General features: G+C 59.6%; 24 protein-coding genes. 14 read left to right on the top strand and 10 right to left on the bottom strand.

Annotated features, from left to right (window positions below; translation table 11 throughout):
* Positions 1-188 precede the first annotated feature (188 nt).
* Complete coding sequence (locus tag Q8K08_RS16430; RefSeq protein ID WP_304798111.1) at positions 189-353, top strand: hypothetical protein; 165 nt, start codon at positions 189-191, stop codon at positions 351-353.
* 105 nt (positions 354-458) lie between these two features.
* Here the strand turns inward: Q8K08_RS16430 and Q8K08_RS16425 are convergent, their stop codons facing one another.
* From Q8K08_RS16425 to Q8K08_RS16405, 5 genes are read right to left on the bottom strand one after another with little or no spacing between them, the layout of a single operon-like run.
* On the bottom strand, positions 459-788 hold the full coding sequence (locus Q8K08_RS16425; protein WP_304798109.1) for a hypothetical protein: 330 nt from the start codon (positions 786-788) through the stop codon (positions 459-461).
* Positions 785-1,873, bottom strand: a complete 1,089-nt coding sequence (locus tag Q8K08_RS16420; protein ID WP_304798107.1) for a flagellar biosynthesis protein FlhB — start codon at positions 1,871-1,873, stop codon at positions 785-787. Before Q8K08_RS16420 ends, Q8K08_RS16425 begins: the two co-directional genes overlap by 4 nt.
* Positions 1,874-1,879: 6 nt before the next feature.
* Positions 1,880-2,650 carry a flagellar biosynthetic protein FliR gene (locus tag Q8K08_RS16415; RefSeq protein ID WP_304798105.1) on the bottom strand — a complete coding sequence of 257 codons (771 nt, stop codon included), beginning with the start codon at positions 2,648-2,650 and terminating at the stop codon, positions 1,880-1,882.
* Complete coding sequence (flhA, locus tag Q8K08_RS16410) at positions 2,647-4,722, bottom strand: flagellar biosynthesis protein FlhA (protein WP_305250789.1); 2,076 nt, start codon at positions 4,720-4,722, stop codon at positions 2,647-2,649. The genes Q8K08_RS16415 and flhA overlap by 4 nt, the downstream gene beginning before the upstream one ends.
* A gap of 7 nt (positions 4,723-4,729) precedes the next feature.
* Positions 4,730-5,419, bottom strand: coding sequence for a transglycosylase SLT domain-containing protein (locus tag Q8K08_RS16405; RefSeq protein WP_304799409.1), 690 nt, complete (start codon positions 5,417-5,419; stop codon positions 4,730-4,732).
* A gap of 171 nt (positions 5,420-5,590) precedes the next feature.
* On the opposite strand from Q8K08_RS16405, the gene Q8K08_RS16400 reads away from it, so the two are divergent.
* The 3 genes from Q8K08_RS16400 to lpxK are packed head-to-tail and all read left to right on the top strand — an operon-like array spanning position 5,591 to position 8,020.
* Positions 5,591-5,836 carry a DUF4170 domain-containing protein gene (locus tag Q8K08_RS16400; RefSeq protein ID WP_304799407.1) on the top strand — a complete coding sequence of 82 codons (246 nt, stop codon included), beginning with the start codon at positions 5,591-5,593 and terminating at the stop codon, positions 5,834-5,836.
* 13 nt (positions 5,837-5,849) lie between these two features.
* Positions 5,850-7,046, top strand: a complete 1,197-nt coding sequence (locus Q8K08_RS16395) for a 3-deoxy-D-manno-octulosonic acid transferase (RefSeq protein ID WP_305250787.1) — start codon at positions 5,850-5,852, stop codon at positions 7,044-7,046.
* Positions 7,046-8,020 carry a tetraacyldisaccharide 4'-kinase gene (gene lpxK / locus Q8K08_RS16390; RefSeq protein ID WP_305250786.1) on the top strand — a complete coding sequence of 325 codons (975 nt, stop codon included), beginning with the start codon at positions 7,046-7,048 and terminating at the stop codon, positions 8,018-8,020. The genes Q8K08_RS16395 and lpxK overlap by 1 nt, the downstream gene beginning before the upstream one ends.
* Positions 8,021-8,033: 13 nt before the next feature.
* Here lpxK and Q8K08_RS16385 read toward each other — a convergent pair whose 3' ends face one another.
* Genes Q8K08_RS16385 through Q8K08_RS16375 form a run of 3 tightly spaced genes read right to left on the bottom strand, consistent with a single transcriptional unit; the run spans position 8,034 to position 10,377 of the window.
* Positions 8,034-9,158 carry a CaiB/BaiF CoA-transferase family protein gene (locus Q8K08_RS16385; protein WP_304799401.1) on the bottom strand — a complete coding sequence of 375 codons (1,125 nt, stop codon included), beginning with the start codon at positions 9,156-9,158 and terminating at the stop codon, positions 8,034-8,036.
* Complete coding sequence (locus Q8K08_RS16380) at positions 9,158-9,838, bottom strand: DsbA family protein (protein ID WP_305250785.1); 681 nt, start codon at positions 9,836-9,838, stop codon at positions 9,158-9,160. The genes Q8K08_RS16385 and Q8K08_RS16380 overlap by 1 nt, the downstream gene beginning before the upstream one ends.
* Entirely contained in the window at positions 9,838-10,377 is a 540-nt protein-coding gene (locus Q8K08_RS16375; RefSeq protein WP_304799397.1) for a DUF721 domain-containing protein, read from the bottom strand. The genes Q8K08_RS16380 and Q8K08_RS16375 overlap by 1 nt, the downstream gene beginning before the upstream one ends.
* An 81-nt stretch (positions 10,378-10,458) precedes the next feature.
* Here Q8K08_RS16375 and mutY point away from each other — a divergent pair, with 81 nt between their 5' ends.
* Together mutY and Q8K08_RS16365 are read left to right on the top strand one after the other, a co-directional pair.
* Complete coding sequence (mutY, locus tag Q8K08_RS16370) at positions 10,459-11,505, top strand: A/G-specific adenine glycosylase (protein WP_305250783.1); 1,047 nt, start codon at positions 10,459-10,461, stop codon at positions 11,503-11,505.
* A gap of 49 nt (positions 11,506-11,554) precedes the next feature.
* Positions 11,555-12,691 (top strand): alkane 1-monooxygenase, encoded by a 1,137-nt coding sequence (locus Q8K08_RS16365; protein WP_305250782.1) that lies wholly within the window; start codon positions 11,555-11,557, stop codon positions 12,689-12,691.
* Here Q8K08_RS16365 and Q8K08_RS16360 read toward each other — a convergent pair.
* The gene (locus Q8K08_RS16360; protein ID WP_305250781.1) at positions 12,672-13,868 is read right to left on the bottom strand and encodes an exo-alpha-sialidase; all 1,197 of its coding nucleotides are present in this window, start codon (positions 13,866-13,868) and stop codon (positions 12,672-12,674) included. The genes Q8K08_RS16365 and Q8K08_RS16360 overlap by 20 nt on opposite strands.
* A gap of 284 nt (positions 13,869-14,152) precedes the next feature.
* On the opposite strand from Q8K08_RS16360, the gene Q8K08_RS16355 reads away from it, so the two are divergent.
* The 8 genes from Q8K08_RS16355 to Q8K08_RS16320 all read left to right on the top strand — a co-directional run bounded on the left by Q8K08_RS16355 (position 14,153) and on the right by Q8K08_RS16320 (position 22,741).
* Positions 14,153-15,787: an ABC transporter substrate-binding protein gene (locus tag Q8K08_RS16355; RefSeq protein ID WP_305250780.1), complete on the top strand. Its 1,635-nt coding sequence runs from the start codon at positions 14,153-14,155 to the stop codon at positions 15,785-15,787.
* A gap of 69 nt (positions 15,788-15,856) precedes the next feature.
* Positions 15,857-16,813 carry an ABC transporter permease gene (locus Q8K08_RS16350; RefSeq protein ID WP_305250779.1) on the top strand — a complete coding sequence of 319 codons (957 nt, stop codon included), beginning with the start codon at positions 15,857-15,859 and terminating at the stop codon, positions 16,811-16,813.
* A gap of 2 nt (positions 16,814-16,815) precedes the next feature.
* Positions 16,816-17,757 carry an ABC transporter permease gene (locus tag Q8K08_RS16345; protein ID WP_305250778.1) on the top strand — a complete coding sequence of 314 codons (942 nt, stop codon included), beginning with the start codon at positions 16,816-16,818 and terminating at the stop codon, positions 17,755-17,757.
* Entirely contained in the window at positions 17,754-18,743 is a 990-nt protein-coding gene (locus tag Q8K08_RS16340) for an ABC transporter ATP-binding protein (RefSeq protein ID WP_305250777.1), read from the top strand. The genes Q8K08_RS16345 and Q8K08_RS16340 overlap by 4 nt, the downstream gene beginning before the upstream one ends.
* Positions 18,740-19,738: an ABC transporter ATP-binding protein gene (locus tag Q8K08_RS16335; RefSeq protein WP_305250776.1), complete on the top strand. Its 999-nt coding sequence runs from the start codon at positions 18,740-18,742 to the stop codon at positions 19,736-19,738. The genes Q8K08_RS16340 and Q8K08_RS16335 overlap by 4 nt, the downstream gene beginning before the upstream one ends.
* The gene (gene pdxA, locus Q8K08_RS16330) at positions 19,735-20,706 is read left to right on the top strand and encodes a 4-hydroxythreonine-4-phosphate dehydrogenase PdxA (protein ID WP_305250775.1); all 972 of its coding nucleotides are present in this window, start codon (positions 19,735-19,737) and stop codon (positions 20,704-20,706) included. The genes Q8K08_RS16335 and pdxA overlap by 4 nt, the downstream gene beginning before the upstream one ends.
* The gene (locus Q8K08_RS16325; protein ID WP_305250774.1) at positions 20,703-21,629 is read left to right on the top strand and encodes a dihydrodipicolinate synthase family protein; all 927 of its coding nucleotides are present in this window, start codon (positions 20,703-20,705) and stop codon (positions 21,627-21,629) included. Before pdxA ends, Q8K08_RS16325 begins: the two co-directional genes overlap by 4 nt.
* The gene (locus Q8K08_RS16320; protein ID WP_304804829.1) at positions 21,626-22,741 is read left to right on the top strand and encodes an iron-containing alcohol dehydrogenase; all 1,116 of its coding nucleotides are present in this window, start codon (positions 21,626-21,628) and stop codon (positions 22,739-22,741) included. Before Q8K08_RS16325 ends, Q8K08_RS16320 begins: the two co-directional genes overlap by 4 nt.
* Here Q8K08_RS16320 and Q8K08_RS16315 read toward each other — a convergent pair.
* Positions 22,738-23,496: a FadR/GntR family transcriptional regulator gene (locus Q8K08_RS16315; RefSeq protein WP_305250773.1), complete on the bottom strand. Its 759-nt coding sequence runs from the start codon at positions 23,494-23,496 to the stop codon at positions 22,738-22,740. The two genes, Q8K08_RS16320 and Q8K08_RS16315, sit on opposite strands and share 4 nt — an antisense overlap.
* Positions 23,497-23,499 lie beyond the last annotated feature (3 nt).

Below are 23,499 nucleotides of genomic sequence, written 5' to 3'. Positions count from 1 at the left end.
TTGCGTTTGGGGCGGGTCAAAAGTTGCGGGTGTTCCCCTTGGCTTGCGCGATTGTTATGCAATGGCACTGGTTTATCACCACCCGGAACCCCATCTTGAGTAAACCTGCACAGAGTCTATGTGCGGCGTCATGGCAGGCTCTGTCCCGGCCGGTTTTACACCGAATCCAGCCTGACAGGAGCCTGACCATGGGATATTCCCCGCAGAAAACACCCTTTGACCTTACCGAATTCCTCAGCAAACCCGGCAGCCCGAAGTCCCGGAAGTGGAAGCAATTTTCTTTGGGCGCGCGGCCCGCAGCTGCACCAGAAAAAGCTGAAACCGAAACCTCGGATGATCCTGCCAAATCCTGACCAGCGGTTGACCCAAAGGGCAGACCGATTGGGCCGATGCCGGGCCATGTGTCAATGAAACTGTCCGGCATTGTTATGTCTGCTGCCCCGTATTTGGCTGGGGCATCATCGCTTTGATGTCAGCTTGTCTACAACCTCAGCCCGCCCGAAGGATCTTTGCGCATCGGCCCTTGCACCCAGCCAGTCGGCGGTTGCGCGGGAAAGTTGCTGATTAAGCAAAATCCGACGATTTGTTGTCCAAAGGCCGAAACGGTCAACAACCTGTGCCGCTACAATCGGGTCCAATCCAGGTGCAGAATGCGTTTTGTCCAGACTGCCAAGAAGCGCCTCTATCTTGGCCTTCTGCAGGGAAGCAAGACTCAGGCGTGACAGATCGCGGTCTCGCATAAGATCTGTGATTGCTTTGAGCTGGCGAAGTCGATCCGCGGTGTTCATCGGATTCTGTCCCGAGCGCGTTTACGCATCGCGTCGGCAAAGCGTATTGCTGCTGCCACTGCGCGGTACTGATCACGTCCGATGGGCTTGCCGATGTCTACTGTGGCAAACAGTGAGCGCGCCGTTGGTGGGTCAGAATGGATCGGCACGCCGCTTTCCGCAGCGGTTTTGCGAATGCGCTGAGCAATCTCATCCACCCCTTTTGCCACTACTATGGGCGCGCTGCGGGCCCCCTTGTTCCATTTGAGCGCAACGGCAAAGTGCGTCGGGTTGACGATGACAACATTCGCCGTGACCACATCGGCAAGCATCTGATTCATCGCAATTTCCTGCCCGCGTTGTCGCCGCTGCGATTTGGCATGCGGATCACCATCGCTTTCTTTCATCTCATCCATCAGTTCCTTTCGCGACATCCGATTGCGCTGCAAAAGAGCGTGGCGCTGCCACAGAAGATCACCGGCCCCGATCGTCGCAGTCACCAAAATGACGATGACCAGAAACTGAGCAAGCAAGGTGACAAGATGACTTAGGCCTTGTCTCGGATCGAGTGTCGCAGTTGCGAGAATGCTGTCAACATGGCCCGTAAGGAACCATCCAAGGGCAATTGCGACTATCATCAGCTTTGCAAAATTCTTTGCAAATTCGAAAAGACCCTCAGCCCCAAATTTTTTCTTCGCCGTCGCCAATGGAGAAATGCGTGACAGTTTGGGCACCAGCTTGTCGGGCGCAAAGACAATAGCGCGTTGAGCGATAAGGGCCAAAACCACCATCACTGCAGGAACAAAAAGCAACAAAATCAAGGGAAAGATTGCAGTCTGAATAATTCCGCCAACAACGGTGCGAGCAGATCCTGTGGCAAGTCGCGCGATTTCTGGGGCCTGCTCAATCAGAATGCGGCCCGTGGTTGCAGCTTTTGTCACTGCCTGATCCCCAGCAAGTCCCGCAAGAAGCAACCCGGTGTAGGCGGCGGCGGCCAAAAGCTCGGTCGACTTGGCGATGTCACCTTTGCGACGCGCATCCGCCAGCTTCTTTTCGCTTGGATCGTGCTCTTTATCGCCGGGGCTTTGGTCATCGGAGTTTGACATGTTAGGCTAGGGTATCGGTGCTGCAGGCGCGGCAAGAAAGCTGTTCAGGGTCTGGAGCCAGACAGCCAGACCCAAAGGGGCAACAAGTGCGAACAGTACCAGCCCGCCAAGGCTCAGGGCTGGGGCGCCGACGAACATGACCATCAGTTGTGGCATGGCGCGGTTGATCACCCCAAGCGCCACGTTATAAATGAGCGATGCAATGACAAAGGGCATGGCAATCATGAAGGCCATCGCGAAAGCGCGCCCGGTCTGGGCGACGCCCCATTCGGCAAGCAAGCCCGCGGATGGCCAGTGCCCGGCGGGCAGCAAGTCATAGCCGAGCAGCAGGTAATCAAGCACTCGAAGGTGGAAGCCGGTTGTGACGGCAAGCGCCAGACCCGTGACCACCAGAAGTTTGGATATTGCAGGCTGCGCCTCTGCTCCGGCGGGGAAAAGCTGTGACAAAGATGTGGCGTTTGCGGCGATAGATCCCGCCGTTATCAGCGACAGCACGAACAGCCGCACCATGATGCCAAGCGCCAGACCGATCAGAACTTCCGGGGCGAACCCGGTCTCCAGTGGAATGTCTTGCAGCGTGGGCTGGACTGCGGGGAAGATCGCGGCGGAAAAGACAATGGCCAGCACCAGCCTGATACGTGCAGGGATGGTGACTTCACCAAAAGCGGGCAAGCTTGCCATCACGGCACCGACACGCAGAAAAACAAGCGCTGCCACCTCGGCCTGATCGGCGGCAAGGCCATGAAACGCCATCAGAAGGGTGAGCATCTCGTTCATTGCGGAACAAGGCCAACAATGGCGGGCCGCGCCTCTAGGCCGATCTCCTCATAGGACAGGACTGGCGTGCTTAACCCTTTGGCGGCAAGCACGGTTCTGACAAAGCGCCGTCTGAGTGTTGACGTCACGATGGCTGCATTGATGCCGCTTTCGGTGGCCCGGTTTATCTTTTCGGCCAAAAGGCCAGACAGGCGCGAGAACTGTTCTGGCGGCAGCGCAACGTCTCGGTGCCCGCGTTCTCCGTCAACCTGATAGGCCACAAAGGTTTTTTCCCATTCTGGCGCAATTTGGATCAATGGGATCGTGCCGTCATGGCGCTTCAGGTCTGCCACCAGTTGAAAACCGATTTTCTGGCGGACATGTTCGCAGATCGCTTCGGCCGAGGGCAGGCCCCGCCCTTCTGCAATCGCTTCAAGGATCAAGGGCAGATTGCGGACAGAGACCCGCTCGTCCAGCAGAAGTCGCAAGACGGACAGCAGTAAATCAACCGGCACCTTTTCCGGGATCATGTCATCCAGCAGCTTGCGATTGGACTCGGCCCGTGAAGGGTCTGATACGTTAACATATTCATCCAAAAGCCGCCGGAGACCACGCAGCGACAGCAGACGGGCAAGATTGGCGCGGATCACCTCCAGCAAATGGGTTGCCAGCACTTCGGGGGGAGAGACGACGGTCATGCCCGCGATTGCCGCATCTTCCTGCATGTCAGGCAGAATCCAGCGGGCCGGTGTGCCGTAAACCGGTTCACTAACATCTACACCATCAGGCGCTGGCATGCCCTCGTTCAGCAGAACAAGACAGCGGTCCGGCATCAGCCGGTTGGTCACACGTTCCACCCCCTGTATCCGGATGCGGTAGCTGCCGGGCGGCAAAGAGGGTTCATCTGTTAGCCGGATCTCGGGCAGTATAAGGCCATAGCTTGCCGCAATATGGTTACGCATGTTTCCGATGCGACCATCAAGACCGGTGGCGGGATCAAGCACCATCGCAATCAGGTCAGGCGCAAATTCCAGATGAAGTTCATCAAAATCAAGAACATCACCCAAGGCCCGCTTTCGTTGTGGCTCGGTCGTTGGTGAAGGTTCGCTTTTTGGCTGCTCATTGCGCCTGTGGACCAGCAACGCAGTTCCCGCCAAAGTGCCAGCCCCAAGAATGAACGGCAAAAATGGCATCCCCGGTACAAGCGCGAACAGAGCCATCAGAACGGCAACCGTTCCAAGCGCGCCGGGATACCGGCCCAGTTGTGCGAAGAAAGAAACGTCTGCCGCGCCCTTTGCGCCACCGCGGGCAAGCAGCAAAGCCGCCGCCACAGAGATGATGACCGCCGGGATCTGGCTGACAAGACCATCGCCGACGGTCAGGATGGCATAGGTTTCGAACGCGCGGCCAATGGGCATGTTGTGCAAAAACACCCCCATCACTAGCCCCATGACGATATTCAGCATGGTGATCAGAAGGCCTGCAACCGCGTCACCTTTGACAAATTTTGACGCGCCGTCGAGCGAGCCGAAAAAGTTCGTCTCGGCCAGTTCACGTTCGCGCCGCTCTTTGGCTTCGGCGTGGTCAATGGCACCGGCGGCCATATCGGCGTCAATCGCGAGCTGCCTGCCCGGCATACCGTCCAGTGCAAAGCGGGCACCAACCTCGGCCATCCGGCCCGCACCTTTGGTGATGACCATAAAGTTCACGATCAGCAGAACGCAAAAGATGACCAGACCCAAAAGAACGTTGCCGCCCATGATGAAGTTGGCAAACCCTTCGATCACAGCCCCGGCAGCACTCGTTCCGGTGTGCCCTTCGCCAATGATCAGTTTGGTTGAGGACACGTTGAGCGACAGCCGCAACATCAGCGATGACAATAAGATTGTCGGGAATGCCGAGAAATCGAGTGGCCGTTCGATGAACAGTGTCACCGTCAGCATCAGGATCGCAAGTGCAAATGAGAGTGCAAGCCCGATGTCGAGCATCCATGCCGGTACGGGCAGCACCATCATCACGATGATGGTCATCAGCGCCAAGGCAAGCAGGATGGTCGGACGAAAGAAAAGAGCTATTCGGTCCTGGACGGTCATCTTGCGATTACCGGAACAATGGGATGGCAGGAAGGTCAGACCTGGTGGCAACCAGCGACCCATTCCCAGCGGAGGGGCCGGAACGCAGCAATGGATAGCGGTTGTCGCGCTGCGCGGTTGATAGCGCGATGGGCTGTGGCGGGGGTCCTGCCATCAAACCCGAAACCTTGGACAAATAGGCTGTCGCGGCCCCTGCTTGCCGAGAGTGATAGGCCCCGATCGCGCCGTCCCATGTCCCAAACTCGTCATAGAGCCGTAGCAGGAAATGAGCGGCGTAAGATGCATTTTGGTTTGGGTCGAACATCGCATCCAGCGATGCAAATGCATCACCGTGCCAGCGAACATTGATTTGAAAACAACCGATATCAATGTTGCGCTCACCATTGGTCATGGCCTGCGAAACATGAACCACCGCGTCTTGCGCGGTGTCAAAGAAAGAACCGGTCCCGGCTTGATTGACCGCCCATGGCCAAGGCGAAAACACGCCACCGATGGTGCGCCCCGTTTCAACCCGTGCGATTGCCATAAGAACATCAAGCGGTGCGCCGCTGGACTTTGCCGCCTTTGCCGCAGCGTTGTCGCAAGGATTGACCCCGCCATGCGATGAAAGAGCGAATGCATTCGACTGATCTGCTTGTGACAAGCCCGCAAGCCACACAACAGCCAAGCCAACCCGTAAAACTGCATTCTGCCGCATGCGCCACCCGCCCGATTTACACGCACCGTTCTGGTGCTTATGCAGACCTTACGAAGCGAATCTTTCGAAATCGGAAACGCCGACCCTTCGGATGCGGGCTTGATCTTGCCCTTGGGCTCTTTACCCTGTCTTACCGGGGTGGAAGCAACCAACAGATGACGGAGCATATGAATGACTCAGCGGCTACACCTTGTGTTTGGCGGGGAACTGGTTGACCCCTCCAAGTCAACCTTTGAAAATGTGGATGATATTCACATCGTCGGAATGTTTGCCGACTATGCGGCGGCTCACAAAGCCTGGAAAGCCGAGGCGCAGCGGACAGTGGATAACGCTCATATGCGCTATTTCATTGCCCATATTCACCGTCTGCGCGATGAGGAGCAGGCCGCCTCTGCAACGGAAGAACTGGGCCGGTAATCCTGCGACCCAAATGGTTCATTCCCTTGGCCTGACGCTTTATAACCTGCGCCCCCGGCGAGACCCGACTGCCGGGGTCGTCTGGCCCGACCGGATGCCCGGTCGCCTGATCTGGATGCACTCGCCGACCGCCGAAACCGCCAGAGGTTTGTTGGAACTGGCGGCCAGACTGATCGACGAAGACAGCGTTAATGTGTTGTTCACCTGTCCTGAGGCGGTGTCGCCTCTGACAGGTCTTGTTCACCAGCCGCCACCCATCGACAGACCAGCCGAGGCGCGTGCGTTTCTGAATCACTGGCAACCCGAAATGGTGCTTTTTTCAGACGGCGAACTGCGCCCCTCTTTGCTGCACGAGGCGGGGGAACTTGGTCTGCCTTTGCTCATGGTGGATGGTCGTGCGCCCTATGTTCTAAAGGAGCGTGAGGGCTGGTACCCCGGTCTTATGCGGGCATCATTGCAAAGCTTTTCGCATGTTTTGACCATAGACGAGGCGTCAGCACGCGCCTTTCGCAAGAGTGGCGCATCTTTGGCCGCTGTCAGTGCCGTCGGACGAATGGAGGAAGACAGTGCCGCTTTGTCCTGTCTGGAGGCTGAGCGTGCGGCCCTGGCAAAACTGCTGGCGACGCGCCCGGTGTGGTTGGCGGTAGGGTTGCCCGAAGCTGAAGAGGCCGCCGTTATTGCCGCACATCGCGCGGCGCAAAGTTTGGCCCATCGTCTTTTGCTGATCGTCGCACCAGAAGATCCGGCGCGCTCCGGGGCGCTCGCGAAGCGGCTGGCGGATGATGAAGGCTGGATTGTCGCCGAACGGACACACGATCAGGAGCCCGAACCAGAGGTCGAAGTTTTCGTGGCCGACGGCATGTCAGAGCTGGGCCTTTGGTATCGGCTTGCGCCCATTACGTTCATGGGCGGCAGTCTGGCGGGGCAGGGTTGCGTAAGAAACCCAATGGAACCGGCGGCCCTTGGGTCGGCAATATTGTACGGTCCGAGACCGGGTCCATTTGGCGGCACTTTCGGACGCTTGGGGGCCGCGCGCGCGGCCCGGGCGGTGGGAAGTGCGACCGATCTGGGCGAAGCCCTGTCTGATTTGCTGTCGCCAGACCGCGCGGCACGCCTTGCGCAAGCGGCATGGAGGGTGGCCTCTGATGGGGCAGAGGTGACGGAAGGCGTGGTTTCGCTGGTCCGGAAGATCAAAAGGGCGAAAGTCTGATGCGGCCGCCTGCCTTTTGGCACAATCCCCCAGCCGCCCCCGGACTGGCCGCGCGTCTGTTGCAGCCACTGGGCCAGATTTATGGCGCTGCGACCGCCCGGCGCGTGGCGCGTTCTGGCTATCGCGCTGCTGTTCCGGTGATCTGTATCGGCAATCTGAATGTTGGCGGCACTGGCAAAACGCCCGCCACCATTGCGCTTTTGGGCCGGGTCTCGGGCGCGCATGTGGTGTCTCGTGGCTATGGCGGGTCTTTGTCCGGGCCGGTCTTGGTGGATCCGCAACGGCACACTGCGGCCCAAGTCGGCGACGAGCCGCTGCTGCTGGCCGCATTCGCACCAACTTGGGTGGCCAAAGATCGCGCCGCAGGGGTGCAGGCGGCCGAAGCGGCAGGCGCGGCGATCGTTTTGCTGGACGACGGGTTTCAAAACCCCACGGTTTACAAGGATCTGTCTCTTGTCGTTGTCGATGTCGCGCGTGGGTTCGGGAACGGTCTGTGCCTTCCCGCCGGGCCGTTGCGCGAACCTGTAAAGGCCGGGCTTTCAAGGGCGGATGCGCTTTTGTCGATTGGTGAGGCGGATGGGCAGGACCGTTTTCTTCGGGAATGGGGCCATCTGATCAGGCTTCCGCACCTGCGGGGCGCGCTGAAGCCGGTGCAAATGGGAATGGATTGGCAGGGCCAGCGGGTGCTGGCCTTTGCCGGGATCGGCCATCCTGAAAAGTTCTTTGCGAGCCTGCGCAGTCAGGGGGCTGAAATTGTGCGCGCCGTTTCGCTGGATGATCATCAGCCCTTGTCCGACACTCTGTTGCGGCGTCTGGAAGCCGAGGCGAACGGTCTGGGTGCACAACTGGTGACAACAGAAAAAGATCAGGTGCGCCTGCCTGCCAGTTTCCGGCCAAAGGTGCTGACGCTTGTTGTGCGGCTAGAGGTTGCGGACTGGTCTGCGCTGGATGCGGCTATCGCCAAAATGCTTTAGCACCGCCGCAGCCTTAGCCAACCTCGGCCTGATGTTCGCCCAGTTTGGGGGCAGGTCTGTCAAGCGCAAGGTCAGCGCCGGAAAACCGGAAAGGCGAGCGCACGCCCGGCACGCCATCTGGCGCAATCTGCATCTTGCGCGCGATGATCTGCGGATCGGCAAAAACCTCGCCCAAATCATTGATCGGCCCGGCAGGCACGCCAGCCGCCTCACAGGCGGTTAGCAGGTCGGCCTTGGTCCATGTGCTGGTTGCGGCGGTTAATTGCGTGGTCAGCACGTCTCGGTTCTGCACGCGGTCGGCGTTGGTCAGAAACGCTGGAGCGGTTGCCATGTCGTCCAGACCAAGGATTTTGCACAGGCGTTGGTACTGTCCGTCATTTCCGGTCGCCAGAATCAACCAGCCATCTGCACAGTCAAACACTGCATAGGGCGCAAGGTTCGGGTGGGCATTGCCCATCTTTTTTGGTGCAACCCCGGTTGTCAGATAGTTCATTGACTGGTTGGCCATGGTTGCCGCCGCCACATCCATCAGCGCCATATCAACGTGCTGGCCAAGGCCGGTGCTGTGCCTTTGGTGCAGCGCGGCCAGAATGGCGGTGGCCGCATAGATGCCAGTGAAAATGTCGGTCACGGCAACCCCGACCTTTTGCGGCTGACCGTCCGGATCACCGGTCACGCTCATCAATCCGGCCATGCCCTGAATGATAAAATCATAGCCTGCGCGGTGGGCGTAAGGCCCGTCTTGCCCAAATCCGGTGATGGAGCAGTAGATCAGCCGCGGGTTCACTTTGTTCAGGCTGTTGTAGTCCAGCCCATACTTTGCCAGGCCCCCGACCTTGAAGTTCTCAATCACCACATCGGCATCCGCAACCAGATGCCGCACCATCTCTTGCCCTTCGGCTGTCCGAAAATCGCACACGACCGACCGCTTTCCCCGGTTCGTCGCATGAAAATAGGCGGCTGATCGGTCGCCATCGCGTTCAATGAACGGGGGCCCCCAGCGACGCGTATCGTCGCCTTCGGGGGCCTCAACCTTTAGCACATCTGCCCCAAGGTCGGCCAAAGTTTGTCCGGCCCACGGTCCCGCAAGAATCCGCGCCAGTTCAACAACCTTCACACCGGCAAGAGGCGTGGACATTACTTGGCAAGCTCTGCGTCAAGAATGGTTTTCATCTCGGCATAAGTCATGTTCGAATGCTTGGTGCCGTTGATGACCAGAGTCGGCGTGCCTTGCACATCATGCTCTTTCATCGAGGCCTCAAAACGATCAACCATCGCCTGAGCCATAGCGCCATCCTGCATGCAGGCATCAAGCTGTGCATCATCCATCCCAGCGGTCCGGCCAATCTTTTTCAGGTTGCCAACAACTACATTCGGGTCATCCGACCCTGCCCATGTCTGCACGTCTTTATAAAGCATTTCCTGCACCCCGAAATACTTCATGTCCCCGCCGCAGCGCGCAACCATTGAGGCCCACAGGCCATAACGGTCAAAGTAAACTTCACGGTAGATGAAGTGAATCTTGCCGGTATCGATGTAATCTTTTTTCAAATCCTTGAAGACATTTGCATGAAAGGTCGCGCAATGCGGGCAGGTGTAGGACGCATATTCGATGACCGTCACCTTGGCATCGACCGGGCCAAGGGTCATGTCCTTGACCTCGATGGCTGGTACATCTGCCGCAGGTGCAGTTTCTTGTGCGACGGCGCTGGAAACCGGCGCAAGCGTTTGATTGACATTGCCAGAGGTTACCGACCAAAGGCCAAACCCGCCCGCCATAATCAGGGCCAAAGCGGCCAGAGTGGTTTTCTTTGACATCATTTCTCGCCTTCTGTCGTCTTGCGACGGTTTAGGATGTTTTCGGCCAGGGCTTCAAGTGCTGCGCGCAGGCCGGGGTCATGTATCGGGGCCACTGTTTGCGTCGCCTCGGCCTTGATGGCCGGGTCTGTTGCCCGCGGGGCTTTCAGGGCGGGCGTGAATTCGGCCTGACCTTCGGCAAAACCAATCGGTGCCGTTTGGGTCAGCAACACTCGCGAAATCGCGTTATAGCCGTAGATTGCGTTGACCTTGGTGCGGATCATTTCCTTTTGCATTTCGATCATCGGGGCCATTGGCCCTGTCGTCAAAAGCGTCAGTGTTCCGCCAAACCCTTCGCGCCCATAGCCTACCTTGACCGGGCGGGTGCATTTGGCCAGTTCCTCGCCCACAACCTCGGTCCAATGGGTAAGCAACCGGGCGATGGCAAAACCGCGCGATTCTCCGGCCGTGCGGACAGGGTCTTTCATAAGGCCAAAAGCCGGTTCAAACCCACGCATCCGGCGGCTCGGCTTTGTATATGGGGTCGCGTTGCGGGCCATCTGGTATCCTGTGACACTTGCGCTATCTTAACCTGCCAAGGCCGCACCGCCAGTGGCAAGACGCGACAAAGGGCATAAAGATTGCGTGACGCAGAATTGAGTGAGGCTTTGCTGCGCTGGTATGACCGCCATGCGCGCGTCATGCCGTGGCGTGTTTCGCCGCAAGATCGCGAGCGTGGCGTGCTGCCCGATCCTTACCGAGTCTGGCTGTCCGAGGTGATGCTGCAACAAACCACGGTTGCGGCCGTCAAAGACTACTTTCACCGCTTCACGGCGCGCTGGCCAACAGTGGCCGATCTTGCCGCCGCGCCGGATGCGGATGTGATGGCCGAATGGGCGGGCCTTGGCTATTACGCCCGCGCCCGCAACCTGCTGAAGGCTGCGCGGGCCGTTGTTGCCGACCACAGCGGGGTGTTTCCGCGCAGCCGTGATGGCCTGCTGGCCCTGCCCGGCATCGGTCCCTATACCGCCAGTGCCGTGGCCGCAATTACCTATGACGAGGCGGCAACGGTCGTTGACGGCAATGTGGAACGGGTCATGTCCCGGTTGTTTTCGGTGCAAACCCCACTGCCTGTGGCCAAAGCAGAGCTGACAGCGCTGGCCGCTTCCCTGACACCTGATCAGCGCCCCGGCGATTACGCACAGGCCGTGATGGATCTTGGTGCCACCATCTGCACGCCACGCAACCCGGCTTGTGGGATTTGCCCGGTGACCCATGCCTGCGCCGCCCGCCACGAGGGGATACAGGCAGAATTGCCCCGCAAGATGCCAAAGCCCGAAAAGCCCGTCCGTCGCGGCTCACTTTGGATGGCGACACAAGGCAACGCGATTTTGCTGCAACGTCGCCCCGACAAGGGGTTGCTGGGCGGGATGCTGGGCTTTCCCGGTGACGATTGGGATGGCAATGGCGCTGCTGCCCCGGCGGTGGCTCAGTGGCAAGACATTGGCGAAATACGCCACACATTCACCCATTTTCATCTATACCTGACACTTCTTGTCGCAGAACTGCCAAACGGGACCATCGTGACACGGGGGGAGTTTATCTCTCACAACGATTTCAGCGCCTCTGACCTGCCAACAGTGATGCGCAAAGCCTATGATCACCTGCGGGGCAACATGTCCCGTTGAGAAACCCACCGCGCTGGCCCATCATCTGCCAGCAAACAGATGGCCAAACATGACAGACCGCCCGCGCCAGAAGATCGGATTTGCTCAGGCCATGCCGTTCTGGCTGACCCTTGGGATCGTGCCGCTTGCGTTGATCGGCGCCACTTATGGCGGGTGGTTCACAGCCGTGGTTCCGGTCTATTCCATTCTGGTCTATTCATCGCTTGATGCGTTAACCGGGTTGAACGAACGCAATGCTGACCCAGAAACCCCCGATGAGATGCTGTTCTGGTATCAGTTTCTGACCCTGATCTGGCCGCCTGTCCAAATGTTTATCCTGTTTGGCACCATCTGGTATGCCGCCCATACCAGCCATCTTTCCGGGCTGGAGCTTGGGGTTTTGTTCTTTGGCATCGGCATTGTCACAGGCACAATCGGGATCAACTACAGCCATGAATTGATGCATCAGAAGAACAAGCTGGAACGCTGGCTAGCCGATATCTTGCTGGCATCGGTGCTGTATTCCCATTTCCGGTCGGAACATCTGCGGGTGCATCACACCTATGTCGGCACCTGCCGCGACCCGGTGACGGCGCGCTATAACGAAGGCTTTCACCGCTTTTTTCCGCGTGTTCTGCGCCAAAGCCCGGTATCTGCATGGCGGGCCGAGGCCGCGATGCTGGCGCGGCGCGGCCTGCCGTGGTGGCATCGCAGTAACCCGTTTTGGCGCTACGGCGCTTTGCAAGCGGCGATGCTTATGCTGGCAATTGCGCTAGGTGGCTGGCTTGGCCTTGGGCTGTTCGTCTATCAGGCCGCAGTTGCAATCTGGCAGTTGGAGGCGGTGAACTATGTCGAACATTACGGCCTGACCCGGCGGCATCTGGGCGATGGCAAGTATGAACATGTCAAACCGCATCACAGCTGGAACGCATCGCATACCGCGTCAAACTGGTTGCTGATCAACCTGCAACGCCATTCCGACCACCATTTCAAGCCAGACCGCCGGTTTCCACTGCTTCAAACCTATGGCGAGGATCAGGCCCCTCAACTGCCTCTGGGCTATCCGCTGATGGTATTCATCGCGATGAACCCGCTGCTGTGGCGGCGCATGATGAACCCCCGCGTGCGGGCGTGGCGCAAGTTTCACTATCCCGACATCACCGACTGGAAGCCCTATAACAAGGCGCTTAACCCGCCGCCCCGCTGACCTGTGGTGGCTGCGCCAGCCGGACATAGCGAATGGCGCGGCGATGATAGGTGTAAGCGATGTGCAATCGGCCCTTCGCATCCTGCAAAATCGACGGATAGGAAAGTTCGCGGTTGATCCCGTCTTTGGAATTGTTTGACAGCGCCAGCCCGGTGCCTGTGTCAATGTGGTGGCGCTGGGGAAAAGTCAGGCCATTGTCGGTTGAAATCGCCAGCGTCATCGGCGCACGCGATACGCCCCAGATCGCCCCGGCGCTGGCCTGCGGCTCGGTTTCGGGTGTGTCATCGTCCAGCTCGTCATATAGCGAAAGGCGGCGGTCGGCGGACATGGCGGCGTTGACCGGGTTCATCACAATCGCAATACGCCCATCTTGCAGCCGGATCGCCTGCACGGACGAGTTGTTGTTCGGCAGGTCTGTGGCGGATGGCGCAGACCAGGTCAGCCCACCATCCACCGACACACTGCGCCGAACAGTTCGGGCAAAACGGTCACGGTAAAACGCAGGAATGGTGCCATTTTGGGCGGCAACAGGGTTCATATGCACCGCCCCCAGACTGTCCGGTACGTCGCGGGCCACCCATGTCTTTCCCGCATCGAATGAGATCAGCATGACAGCCAGATCGTGGTCTCCTGTCCAGCGTCCGGTTTGCGGTGTGACACAGCGAAAGCCGGGCAACAGCCATTCCCCATCTGGTCCGATCAGCGCGGGCTGGCGAACGAAGATCCCGCGAAAATCACCAATGCGGCGGGCGGGGCCGAAATTATGGCCGCCGTTGTCAGAAATGCGGGCAACGATTTCGCATTCGTCCTGACGCCCACCGGGCTGGCTGGTGTGAAACAGCCAGACCCGACCATCGGGTGCGGTGAACAACAGCGGGTTTTGTTCTGACCGGGCCGAATCATCTGACAACTGGCGTGCTGGCGACCAGCAATCGCTGTCAGGCGCAAGCGTTGCCATCCAGACCGAGATATCACCCATCCCTTCCATCGTGCCGCCGAACCAGACACAGGCCAAACTGCCATCGGGCAGAAAATGCAGGTTTGCCGCGTGGTTCTGTATCGCGGGGGAGGGCAAGAACGCATCTTTGCGGTCCGTTGTTGCATGGGCGCGCAGCCGCCCATCCATCGCGGCAGCAACTTCTGCTGATGTCAGTTCGCGGTCTGGGAAAGTGGGCATTTGGGGCATCCGGAGTGGGTTTCGCTGTCGGATGATCACAACTTGTAAAGTTTTTTGTCAAGCGCTGCGATGTGGTGCTTTCGGGCGGATGTCAGATATCTAATTGATATATAGTTATAAATATTGAATTACGCCTCTGATTTCTAGTTCTTACTCTGTCAAAACTTGTTTTTGTAACTAACAAGTTGACAAATATTTGCCAGGGCTGTCTTTTCGCGTTGAAGCGGACTCGAAGAAAGCCGCCACGGTGGCACCGTCAGCCAGCACAGTCAGGGAGGAAAGACATGTCAGATTTTCACATGGAAAAAAGCGCGCTGACCCGGCGTGGGTTGCTGAAGCTCGGCGTTGGAAGCGTGGTGGCGGCAGCTGCGTTGGGTGCGGGTGCACGGATCGTAATGGCGCAGGATGGGCAGGTGCTCAAGGCGATCCATCCGGCCTTCAGTCAGGACTGGTCGCCGCTGCGCGGGGGTGGGGTGCCGTTCCGTTGGAATTCGTACTGGAATGCCAGTGCGATGTATTTCAACGAAAGTGGCGAAATTCAGCCCTATGTTCTGACCGAATGGATGCCGAATGATGATTTCACGGTCTGGACATTTGCCGTCGATCCGGCGGCCACATTCGCAGATGGGTCGGCAATTACCGCGGCGGATGTAAAGGGCAGTTGGGAACTGGCGGCGATGCCGACCAGCAAGAACCAGCGGATTGATCAGGTTTTGTCGAATGTCGATGGCTTTGCGGCGGTCAAGGATGGCACCGCAACTGATATCAGTGGCATCGTGGCAGGTGATGGCACATTGACTGTGACACTGACCGGCCCGGACCCGATCTTTTTCCAGCGCCTTGCCAACCACATCGCGCCAATCGTCAAAGCCTCGGTCGCACGTGGCGCAGATGGGGCCGAGGTTGCAGACTTCTTCCTGGGCGCGAACGGCGCCACATCGGGGCCGTTCATGCTTGAATCAGCTGATCTGGATGCGGGTGCGCTGGTATTTGTGCCAAACCCGAATTTCTTTGGACCAAAACCGCAGCTTGCCCGCATTGAACTGACCTCGGTTGAAGATAACGTCACCGCGACGCAGATGCTGAAATCAGGCGAGTATCAGGCGCATACCGAACTGGTGACATCAACGATGGCGCTGGATCTGGGGGCCGGGTTCGGCGACGGGCCGACCATTCCGACCAGCCAGCATTTCTGGTTCAATGCGTCCCGCGCGCCTATGGATGACCCAAAGGTGCGTGAAGCCTTGATCCTTGCGGTGGATCGTGACGGGCTAATCAAGGCCAGCTTCCCCGATGGCCCGCACCAGAAAACCGATATGGTCATGAATTCCGTTCCAGGTGATAACGATCCGGCCTTTGTCCCCTATCCGTTCGACCCGGCGCGGGCAAAGCAACTGCTGGCTGATTCAAGCTATGGCGGGCCAGAAAAGCTGCCAAAGATCATGTTTGTCGGCATCTCCAGCCCGGCGAACGAGGCGGCGGCGCAATATATTGCGGAACAGTGGCGGCAAAATCTGGGCATTGCCGCAGTTGATATGAAGCCACAACAAGACCAGTACTCTGGTCCCGATCAAAACTCGATCCAGATCTTCCGCGATGACGTTGGCACCCGCGTTCCCGATGCACCGTCATATCTGGCCGGGTCTATCGCCAGCACCTCGGGCAATGCCATCGGCAAGATGGGCGGCTACAAAAACGATGTGGTCGATGCCAAAATTACCGAGGCGCTGGCCAAACCTGCTGACGATCCGGCACGGGTGGCACTGGCGCAAGAGGCGCAGCGTGCATTCCGCGACGACTTCATGTTCCTTCCCTGGTATAAGCAAACCATGAGCCGCTGGGCCAATGCCAACGTGACGGGCATAGAGAAAAACCTTGATTGGCAAGTGGTTGCACCCTGGGCAATCACCGTCGGCTGATCTGCTTGACGTCAAAAGCGGGGCATGGCCATGCGGCTGTGCCCCGTTCCTTTCCCGGCTGGGGGTACTATGCTCGCCTACATCATCCGCCGTTTTCTCATCTGGGTGCCTTCGGTCCTTCTGGTGATGCTGGGGGTCTATGCGCTGGCGTTTTATGGCGCGGGCGATCCGATCAAGCTGATCTTTTTGCGCGCGCCCGGCGATGTGGCCTATGACCCGGTGAAGATCGAGGCAATCCGCGAGCAGGCGGGCCTGAACCGCCCGTTTCTGGTACAGTTCGGCAGCTATATCTGGAACCTTCTGCAAGGCAATTTTGGCAACTCCCTGTTTTCTGGCCGCTCGGTCTGGGCGATGATTTCGGCTGCGGCCCCGGTGTCATTTCTGCTGGGGCTGTGTTCGATCATCCTGACGGCTGTTGTCGCCATTCCTCTGGGGATGCTGGCTGGGCTGAAGCAGAACTCGCGGCTCGATTACATCATTCTGGGCACCGCTGTGACGCTTTGGGCGATCCCAGCCTATGTGGCGGGGCCGCTTTTGATGGTGCTGCTGTTGGTCGTGCTGCCCGAAGGCTCCATGCCCTATGGGTGGGGCGGTTTGTTTTCGGTCAAGATAATCCTGCCGCTGATCGTGCTGTCGTTTCAACCGATTGCGCTGATCCTGCGGCAAACCCGCGCTGCGGTGATTGAAGTGATGAGCGAGGATTATGTCCGCACTGCCCGCGCCAAGGGTGTGCCTGAACTGGTGGTCGCCCTGCGCCATATCCTGCGCCCGGTGCTGACCCCTGTGGTCACACAGTTGGGGCTGATCATGATCACCATCGTGAATGGCGCGATCTTCGTGGAGTTGGTGTTTGGCCTGCCCGGTCTGGGTCGTCTGACAGTGCAGGCGCTGATCAACTCTGACTTCCCGGTGATCCTTGCGATCACGCTGATCGGGTCATTTCTGGTGATGGCCTCGAACCTGCTGGTCGATCTGTTGTACCCGCTGCTGGACCCTCGCGCTGCTGATGCAAAGGGGGCGCGGTAATCATGACGATGATTGATACCGATGACCGGCCAAGTGGATTGTGGCGCGATGCGTGGCGGCGGTTGCGCCGCAACCGGCTGGCGGTGGCGGGGCTGTTCATCATCTTCGGTGTGGTTCTGGTGGCGGTGATCGGGCCTTGGCTTTCGCCCTATGATTTCCTGTCGCAGAATCTGGATGTGCGCAACCAGCCGCCCTCGGCCAGCCATTGGCTTGGCACCGATGATCTTGGCCGCGATGTGCTGGCGCGGCTGATGTTTGGCGCGCGCACAGCGTTTCTGGTGGCGATCGGGGTGACAGTGACGGCGGTTTTCATCGGCGTCAGTCTTGGCGCTGTGGCCGGGTTCTTCGGTGGGCCGTTTGATAGGTTCGTGATGTGGTTCACCGATATCACTATGTCTGTGCCCCAGCTTTTGCTGGTGGTCGTGATAAACGCCAGCCTGAAACAGCCGATCAGCCAGTGGATGGAAGCGCGGTATATTGAGACGCTGAACCCGATCTACCGCAATTCCACCTTGATTGATTTTGTGCTGGTGTTCGGGTCGATGGCTCTGATTTCATGGCCTGCCTATGCGCGTTTGGTCCGGGCGCAGGTGCTGTCGGTGCGCAATCGCCCCTATGTCACCGCTGCCCGCGCACTGGGCCTGACCAACCGGATCATTCTGACGCGCTATGTGTTGCCAAATGCGATGGGGCCGCTGATTGTGGCGGTGTCGGCGGGTTTGGGCACTGCAATGGTGCTGGAAAGCGCGTTTTCTTTCCTTGGCGTAGGGGTAACGCCGCCAACCCCAAGCTGGGGTAACATGATTTCCGACGGGCTGCGGGTTTGGACCAATTATCCCCACCTGCTGGTTGCCCCGGCGGCTGTTCTGGCAGTGGTGACGGTGGCGTTCAATTTCCTTGGTGACGGTCTGAATGATGCCCTCAACCCGAAGGGGCAGAAATGACAGCGCTTCTGGAAATACGGGGGTTGACCATCGACATTGCCCGGGATGAAGGCCCGGCCCGTGTGGTCGATGGCATTGATCTTACCGTCATGGCTGGCGAAAGCCTTGGCATCGTGGGGGAGTCCGGCTGTGGCAAGTCTCTGACCATGCTGTCACTCGTCGGGCTGCTTCCAAACCGCATCCGCGCCACTGCGGGCAGTGCGATGTTTGGCGGCAAGGATCTTTTGAAAATGACTCCCGGCGCGCTACGCCGTGTGCGCGGGTCAGAGATTGGGTTTATCTTCCAAGACCCGATGACCAGCCTGAACCCGGTGATCCGTATTGGCGATCAGATCGCCGAGGCGCTGATCTATCAAAAGGGCATGACAAAACCGCAGGCCGCCATTCGTGCCGTGGAACTGCTGGCACTTGTCGGTATTCCCGCCCCCGAAGATCGCGCGCAGGCTTGGCCGCATGAGTTGTCCGGCGGGATGCGCCAACGCGTGATGATCGCCATGGGTCTGGCGGGGCACCCGAAACTGTTGATCGCGGACGAGCCGACAACGGCGCTCGATGTGACCATTCAGGCCCAGATCGTCGATCTGGTGCGCGACCTGAAAACCCGGCTGAATATGTCGGTGGTCTGGATCACCCATGATCTGGCGCTGATTGCCGGGTTGGCCGACCGTATCGCAGTGCTTTACGCGGGAACCGTGGTGGAAGATGCCCCGGTTGCCGAGATTTTTGACCGCCCCACTCACCCCTATACCCGCGCGCTGCTGGACTCACTGCCGACGCTGGCGGGGGAGGCGATGTCGCGCTTGCCCTCAATCACAGGCACACCGCCAGAGCCCGGAAGACGACCGCCCGGTTGCCCCTTTGCGCCGCGCTGTCCGCTGGCGCAGCCTGCATGCTCGGACGCGGTGCCAAAACTGGCCCCGGTGCCCGGCAGCGACCCACGCCACCGGGTCGCCTGCCCGATTGTCATCGAAAGGGCCGTCGCATGACCGCGCTTTTGGAAATCCGGGGCCTGTCCAAACACTTTGGCCTGACACTCGGCGCGTTCGGTGATCGCGCGGCAACCGTGCGGGCGCTCGATGATTTCTCGGTCGATATTATCGAGGGCGAAACCCTGTCGCTGGTGGGCGAATCCGGTTGCGGTAAATCCACCACCGGCTTTTGCATCCTGAATCTGCACCAGCCTTCGGGCGGGTCGGTCAAGTATAAGGGGCAAGAGATTGCCGGGTTGGACGAAGCCGCCATGCGCCCCTTCCGCCGCGACCTTCAAATCGTGTTCCAAGACCCCTATTCCACCCTCAACCCCCGCATGACCATTGGCGAGGCGCTGTCAGAGCCAATCTTGTTTCACGGCCTTGCCAGCCGGGCCGAGTTGCCCGCTCGTGTCACTGATCTGCTGGCCGATGTTGGCATGACCCCGCGCTTTGCCAATCGCTATCCGCACGAATTGTCGGGTGGCCAGCGGCAGCGCGTGGCGATTGCGCGGGCGCTGGCCTGTCAGCCACGGTTCATCGTTTGCGACGAGGCAATTTCGGCGCTGGATGTATCGGTGCAGGCACAGATTCTGAACCTGCTGCTGGACTTGCGCGAAAAATACGGGCTGACCTACCTGTTCATCGCGCACGACCTTGCCGTGGTGCGCCATATCAGCAACCGGGTTGGTGTGATGTATCTGGGCCGACTGACCGAACTTGCCCCGGCCGGGGATCTGTTTGCCCGGCCCTTGCACCCCTACACCCGCGCGCTGTTGTCTGCGGTGCCGAAACCCGATCCGCGCGCGCCCGTCAACCGCCAACGCCTGACGGGCGAGGTGCCAAGTCCGCTGAACCCACCAGCGGGCTGCCGGTTTCACACCCGTTGTCCCATCGCCCGCGATCGCTGCCGGGCCGAAGTGCCGGAGTGGCGCGCGGTCACACCGGGCCACCACATCGCATGCCATGCCGTCAGCCGCGCGGACAAGACCAACTGGGAAGGACAATCATGACAGCCGCCATCGGTATCACCCCCATCGGTATCACCATGGGCGACCCGGCGGGGGTTGGCCCGGAAATAATCGTCAAATCTCTGTCCGCTATGCCCACCGAAGACCGCTCCCGCTATCGCGTGTTCGGCAACCGCGACAGTCTGGCGGCGGCCATTGCGGTTCTGGGCTCTGACCTGTTGCTTGACAGCATAGACCTGTGTCACACCGATATTCCCGGCGATCTGCTGCCCTTTGGCCAGCTTGACCCGCGCGGCGGTGAGGCGTGTTTCCGCTTTATCGAGGCGGCGGTGCGTCAGGCCGAGGCGGGCCAGATCGCCGGCATCGTCACTGCCCCGATCAACAAGGCAGCACTGAATGCGGCGGGCCATCACTATGATGGGCATACCGGAATGCTGGCCAGCCTGACCGGCGCAAAATCCAGTTTCATGCTGCTGGCGTCAGAGCGGCTGAACGTGATCCACGTCTCCACCCATATCTCTCTGAAGGGGGCCATCGACCGCGCCCGACCAGACCGGATTCTGGCAACCATTCGCGCTGGCCACGCGCATTTCCGTCGCCTTGGCCAAACGCCCCGCATCGCTGTCGCCGGGATCAATCCGCATTGCGGTGAGGGCGGTCTGTTCGGGGATGAGGACGATACCCACATCGCCCCCGCCGTCGCCATGGCCCGTGCCGAGGGCATCGACGTTTCCGGCCCGATCTCTGCCGATACCGTCTTTCACCGCGCCTATCAGGGGGCGTTCGATCTGGTCGTCGCCCAGTATCACGATCAGGGCCATATCCCGATCAAGCTGGTGGCCTTTGACACCGCAATCAATGTCAGCCTGGGCTTGCCCATCGACCGCTGCTCGGTTGATCACGGCACCGCATTTGACATCGCGGGCAAGGGCATCGCCAACAACATCAACCTTGACCATGCCCTTGCCTATGCCCGGCGCATGGCCGTATCGCCAAAGGCCCCATCATGACCCTGCCTGTCACCGGCGTTTACTGTGCTGCCGCCACCCCGGTCAAAGCCGACCTGTCGCCCGATCTGGCCGCCTTTACCGCACATTGCCATCAGTTGCTGACCGATGGCTGCGATGGTGTCGCCCTTTTGGGCACGACCGGGGAGGCCAATTCCTTTGGCCTTGCCGAGCGCCGCGCATTGCTTGAAGCCGCTATTGAGGCAGGGTTGCCGCCCACCCGGTTGATGCCCGGAACCGGCGTTAATGCCGCCCCCGAGACGATCGATCTGACCCGCCACGCGCTTGCCTTGGGGGTGAACCGCGTCGTGATGCTTCCGCCCAGCTATTACAAAGGCGTCAGTGACGAAGGCCTTTTCCGAGCCTATGCCCAGATCATCGAGACCATCGCTGACAGCCGGCTGCAGATCATCCTGTATCACATCCCGCAAATCTCGGGCGTGCCGATCAGCCATGATCTGATTGCCCGGCTTGTGGCGGTATTTCCCGAAACGGTGGTCGGCATCAAGGATTCCGCCGGCAAACTCGACAATATGCTGGAAATCATTGCTCGCTTTCCCGGCTTTTCGGTTCTGGCAGGGGCGGACCCGTTGCTGTTGCCACTGATGAAGGCGGGCGGGGCTGGCTGCATCACTGCCACCTCAAACCTTGTTGGGGCAGATCTGGCGACCGTGTTCAAAGGTGCAAACGACATCGCCATGAAAGATGCAGTCGCTGCAGCGCAGTCCCGGATCAACGCGAACCGTGACCTGTCAAACAGCTACACCCAGCTTCCCGCCATCAAGGCAATGATCGCCTCGCGTTACGGGCAGGTGGGATGGACACGCCTTCGCCCGCCGCTTGTCAGCCTGACGTCAGACGAACTGGCTGATTTGCGTGGGCGGTTGCTGGCCATCGGCGGCACGGTAAAGGAGTTTGCACAATGACCGACTACGCCCGCCCCTTGCGTATTCACCAACCGCGCCGGGTTGAGGTCGGCGCAGGCTCCGCCGCCGAGGTCGGGGCTTGGGCCGCTGCCCAAGGTTACAGCCGCATTCTGGTGCTGACGCAAAAGCCGATGCTGGGCAATCTGGACAGGTTGGCGCTGCGTGGCGATGTGACCGTCTGCGATCAGGTGCATCCGGAACCCGATACCGACAACCTTGATCTGGTGCTGGCGGCGGCGCGCTTAGCGGACCCTGAACTGGTCATCGGCTTTGGCGGCGGATCGGTGATGGATCTGGCAAAACTGGTGACGGTGCTGCGCGGCGATCAGACGCTGAGCGATGTGGTGGGGCCAAACAAAGTGACCGCCCGGCAAAGCGCGCTTGCCCTTGTGCCAACAACCGCTGGTACCGGGTCCGAGGCAGGCATTCGCGCCCTTGTCACTGATGCTGCCACGCTGAACAAAATGGCCGTTGAAAGTCCGCTTTTGCTGGCCGACATGGTGGCCCTTGATCCGGACCTGACACTTTCTGTCCCGTCTGCGGTCACAGCCGCAACCGGAATTGACGCGATGGCCCATTGCGTTGAGGCGTTTACCAACCGCAAGGCCCACCCAATGATCGACGGGTATGCCCGCATGGGCATATCATTGGTGGCGCGCTATCTGCCGCGTGCCGTGGCCGATGGCAATGATGCCGAGGCGCGGGCGGGTTTGCTGCTTGCGGCCTATTACGGCGGCATTTGTCTGGGGCCGGTGAACACTGCGGCGGGGCATGCCTTGGCCTATCCACTTGGCACACGGCTGAAGCTGCCGCATGGCGTGGCGAATGCCATAATCTTTCCGCATGTACTGGCCTTTAATCAGCCCGTTGCCACAGACAAAACGGCCGAGATTGCCGAGCTCTTGTCGCTGAACTCTCAGAATTTGCTGGTCGATGCCTGCGATTGGTGTGCGGGTCTTGGAGTGTCGATGCGCCTGTCAGAGCACGGGGCAACCGCTGCCGATCTGCCGAAATGGGCGGCCGAGGCACACGCCATTCGCCGCCTGATGGACAACAACCCGCGTGACATGTCCGTGGAACAGGTTGAAGCCATCTATCGCGAAGCGTTTTAGCGCGACGACAAATCAAGCAGCCGCCCTTCGAACAACCTGTCACGCGACCCCTCGACATGCCGCTTCATGGCGTCATGTGCGGCGTCCGCCTTGCCGTCTTTGATCGCAGTAAAGATGGCGGTGTGTTCTTCCAGCACATGATCCAGCCCGCCCCTGACTGTGCGCAGTGACAGCCCGTGAAACTTCATCCCCACCGCAATATGATCCTTGAGCGCCCGCATCGAGGTTTCAAAATACTGGTTGTTGGATGTGGCCGTAATCGCCAGATGAAAGCTGAAATCCGCATCCTCGCGGTGGCTTTGGCGCTCGGTCGCGTCGCGCAGCAGTTGCAACAGATTGCTGATTTCTGCCAATGCAGACTCACTGCGGCGAATGGCAGCAAGGGCGGCGGCGGCGGGTTCGATGGTCAGCCGGAATTCGTAGCAGCGTTGCAGATCGGCGATGGTCTCTAACCGCTGAAATGCCAAGGTCTTTGGCGCGACCGTGGCTGAAACATAGCTGCCCGATCCTTGCCGCGACGTAATCAACCCCTCGTCGCGCAACCGTTTCAGTGCTGCCCGGACAACAGGGCGCGATACGTCGAATTGCGTGGCAAGGCTGTTTTCCCCCGGCAACCGCTCGTCCTCCGCATAGTCCCCCTGCACGATGGCACGACGGATCCTGTCATAGACAACATCGGCCAGCAGCACCGCCCGAGGGGCTTCAGCAAGCCACGGATCGGCAGGGCCATTGCGGTCTGGGTCTCTGGGGGTCATCTG

The sequence above is a fragment of the Pseudotabrizicola sp. genome (assembly GCF_030684215.1).
Taxonomy (GTDB): Bacteria; Pseudomonadota; Alphaproteobacteria; order Rhodobacterales; family Rhodobacteraceae; genus Pseudotabrizicola.
This window is presented reverse-complemented; position numbering and strand designations above follow the sequence as displayed.

Bases quoted from the DNA above. Each gene is read 5' to 3' on its own strand.
- Q8K08_RS16430 (WP_304798111.1), top strand. From the start codon at position 189: ATGGGATATTCCCCGCAGAAAACACCCTTTGACCTTACCGAATTCCTC.
- Q8K08_RS16425 (WP_304798109.1), bottom strand. From the start codon at position 788: ATGAACACCGCGGATCGACTTCGCCAGCTCAAAGCAATCACAGATCTT.
- Q8K08_RS16420 (WP_304798107.1), bottom strand. From the start codon at position 1,873: ATGTCAAACTCCGATGACCAAAGCCCCGGCGATAAAGAGCACGATCCA.
- Q8K08_RS16415 (WP_304798105.1), bottom strand. From the start codon at position 2,650: ATGAACGAGATGCTCACCCTTCTGATGGCGTTTCATGGCCTTGCCGCC.
- flhA (WP_305250789.1), bottom strand. From the start codon at position 4,722: ATGACCGTCCAGGACCGAATAGCTCTTTTCTTTCGTCCGACCATCCTG.
- Q8K08_RS16405 (WP_304799409.1), bottom strand. From the start codon at position 5,419: ATGCGGCAGAATGCAGTTTTACGGGTTGGCTTGGCTGTTGTGTGGCTT.
- Q8K08_RS16400 (WP_304799407.1), top strand. From the start codon at position 5,591: ATGACTCAGCGGCTACACCTTGTGTTTGGCGGGGAACTGGTTGACCCC.
- Q8K08_RS16395 (WP_305250787.1), top strand. From the start codon at position 5,850: ATGGTTCATTCCCTTGGCCTGACGCTTTATAACCTGCGCCCCCGGCGA.
- lpxK (WP_305250786.1), top strand. From the start codon at position 7,046: ATGCGGCCGCCTGCCTTTTGGCACAATCCCCCAGCCGCCCCCGGACTG.
- Q8K08_RS16385 (WP_304799401.1), bottom strand. From the start codon at position 9,158: ATGTCCACGCCTCTTGCCGGTGTGAAGGTTGTTGAACTGGCGCGGATT.
- Q8K08_RS16380 (WP_305250785.1), bottom strand. From the start codon at position 9,838: ATGTCAAAGAAAACCACTCTGGCCGCTTTGGCCCTGATTATGGCGGGC.
- Q8K08_RS16375 (WP_304799397.1), bottom strand. From the start codon at position 10,377: ATGGCCCGCAACGCGACCCCATATACAAAGCCGAGCCGCCGGATGCGT.
- Q8K08_RS16365 (WP_305250782.1), top strand. From the start codon at position 11,555: ATGACAGACCGCCCGCGCCAGAAGATCGGATTTGCTCAGGCCATGCCG.
- Q8K08_RS16360 (WP_305250781.1), bottom strand. From the start codon at position 13,868: ATGCCCACTTTCCCAGACCGCGAACTGACATCAGCAGAAGTTGCTGCC.
- Q8K08_RS16355 (WP_305250780.1), top strand. From the start codon at position 14,153: ATGTCAGATTTTCACATGGAAAAAAGCGCGCTGACCCGGCGTGGGTTG.
- Q8K08_RS16350 (WP_305250779.1), top strand. From the start codon at position 15,857: ATGCTCGCCTACATCATCCGCCGTTTTCTCATCTGGGTGCCTTCGGTC.
- Q8K08_RS16345 (WP_305250778.1), top strand. From the start codon at position 16,816: ATGACGATGATTGATACCGATGACCGGCCAAGTGGATTGTGGCGCGAT.
- Q8K08_RS16340 (WP_305250777.1), top strand. From the start codon at position 17,754: ATGACAGCGCTTCTGGAAATACGGGGGTTGACCATCGACATTGCCCGG.
- Q8K08_RS16335 (WP_305250776.1), top strand. From the start codon at position 18,740: ATGACCGCGCTTTTGGAAATCCGGGGCCTGTCCAAACACTTTGGCCTG.
- pdxA (WP_305250775.1), top strand. From the start codon at position 19,735: ATGACAGCCGCCATCGGTATCACCCCCATCGGTATCACCATGGGCGAC.
- Q8K08_RS16325 (WP_305250774.1), top strand. From the start codon at position 20,703: ATGACCCTGCCTGTCACCGGCGTTTACTGTGCTGCCGCCACCCCGGTC.
- Q8K08_RS16320 (WP_304804829.1), top strand. From the start codon at position 21,626: ATGACCGACTACGCCCGCCCCTTGCGTATTCACCAACCGCGCCGGGTT.
- Q8K08_RS16315 (WP_305250773.1), bottom strand. From the start codon at position 23,496: ATGACCCCCAGAGACCCAGACCGCAATGGCCCTGCCGATCCGTGGCTT.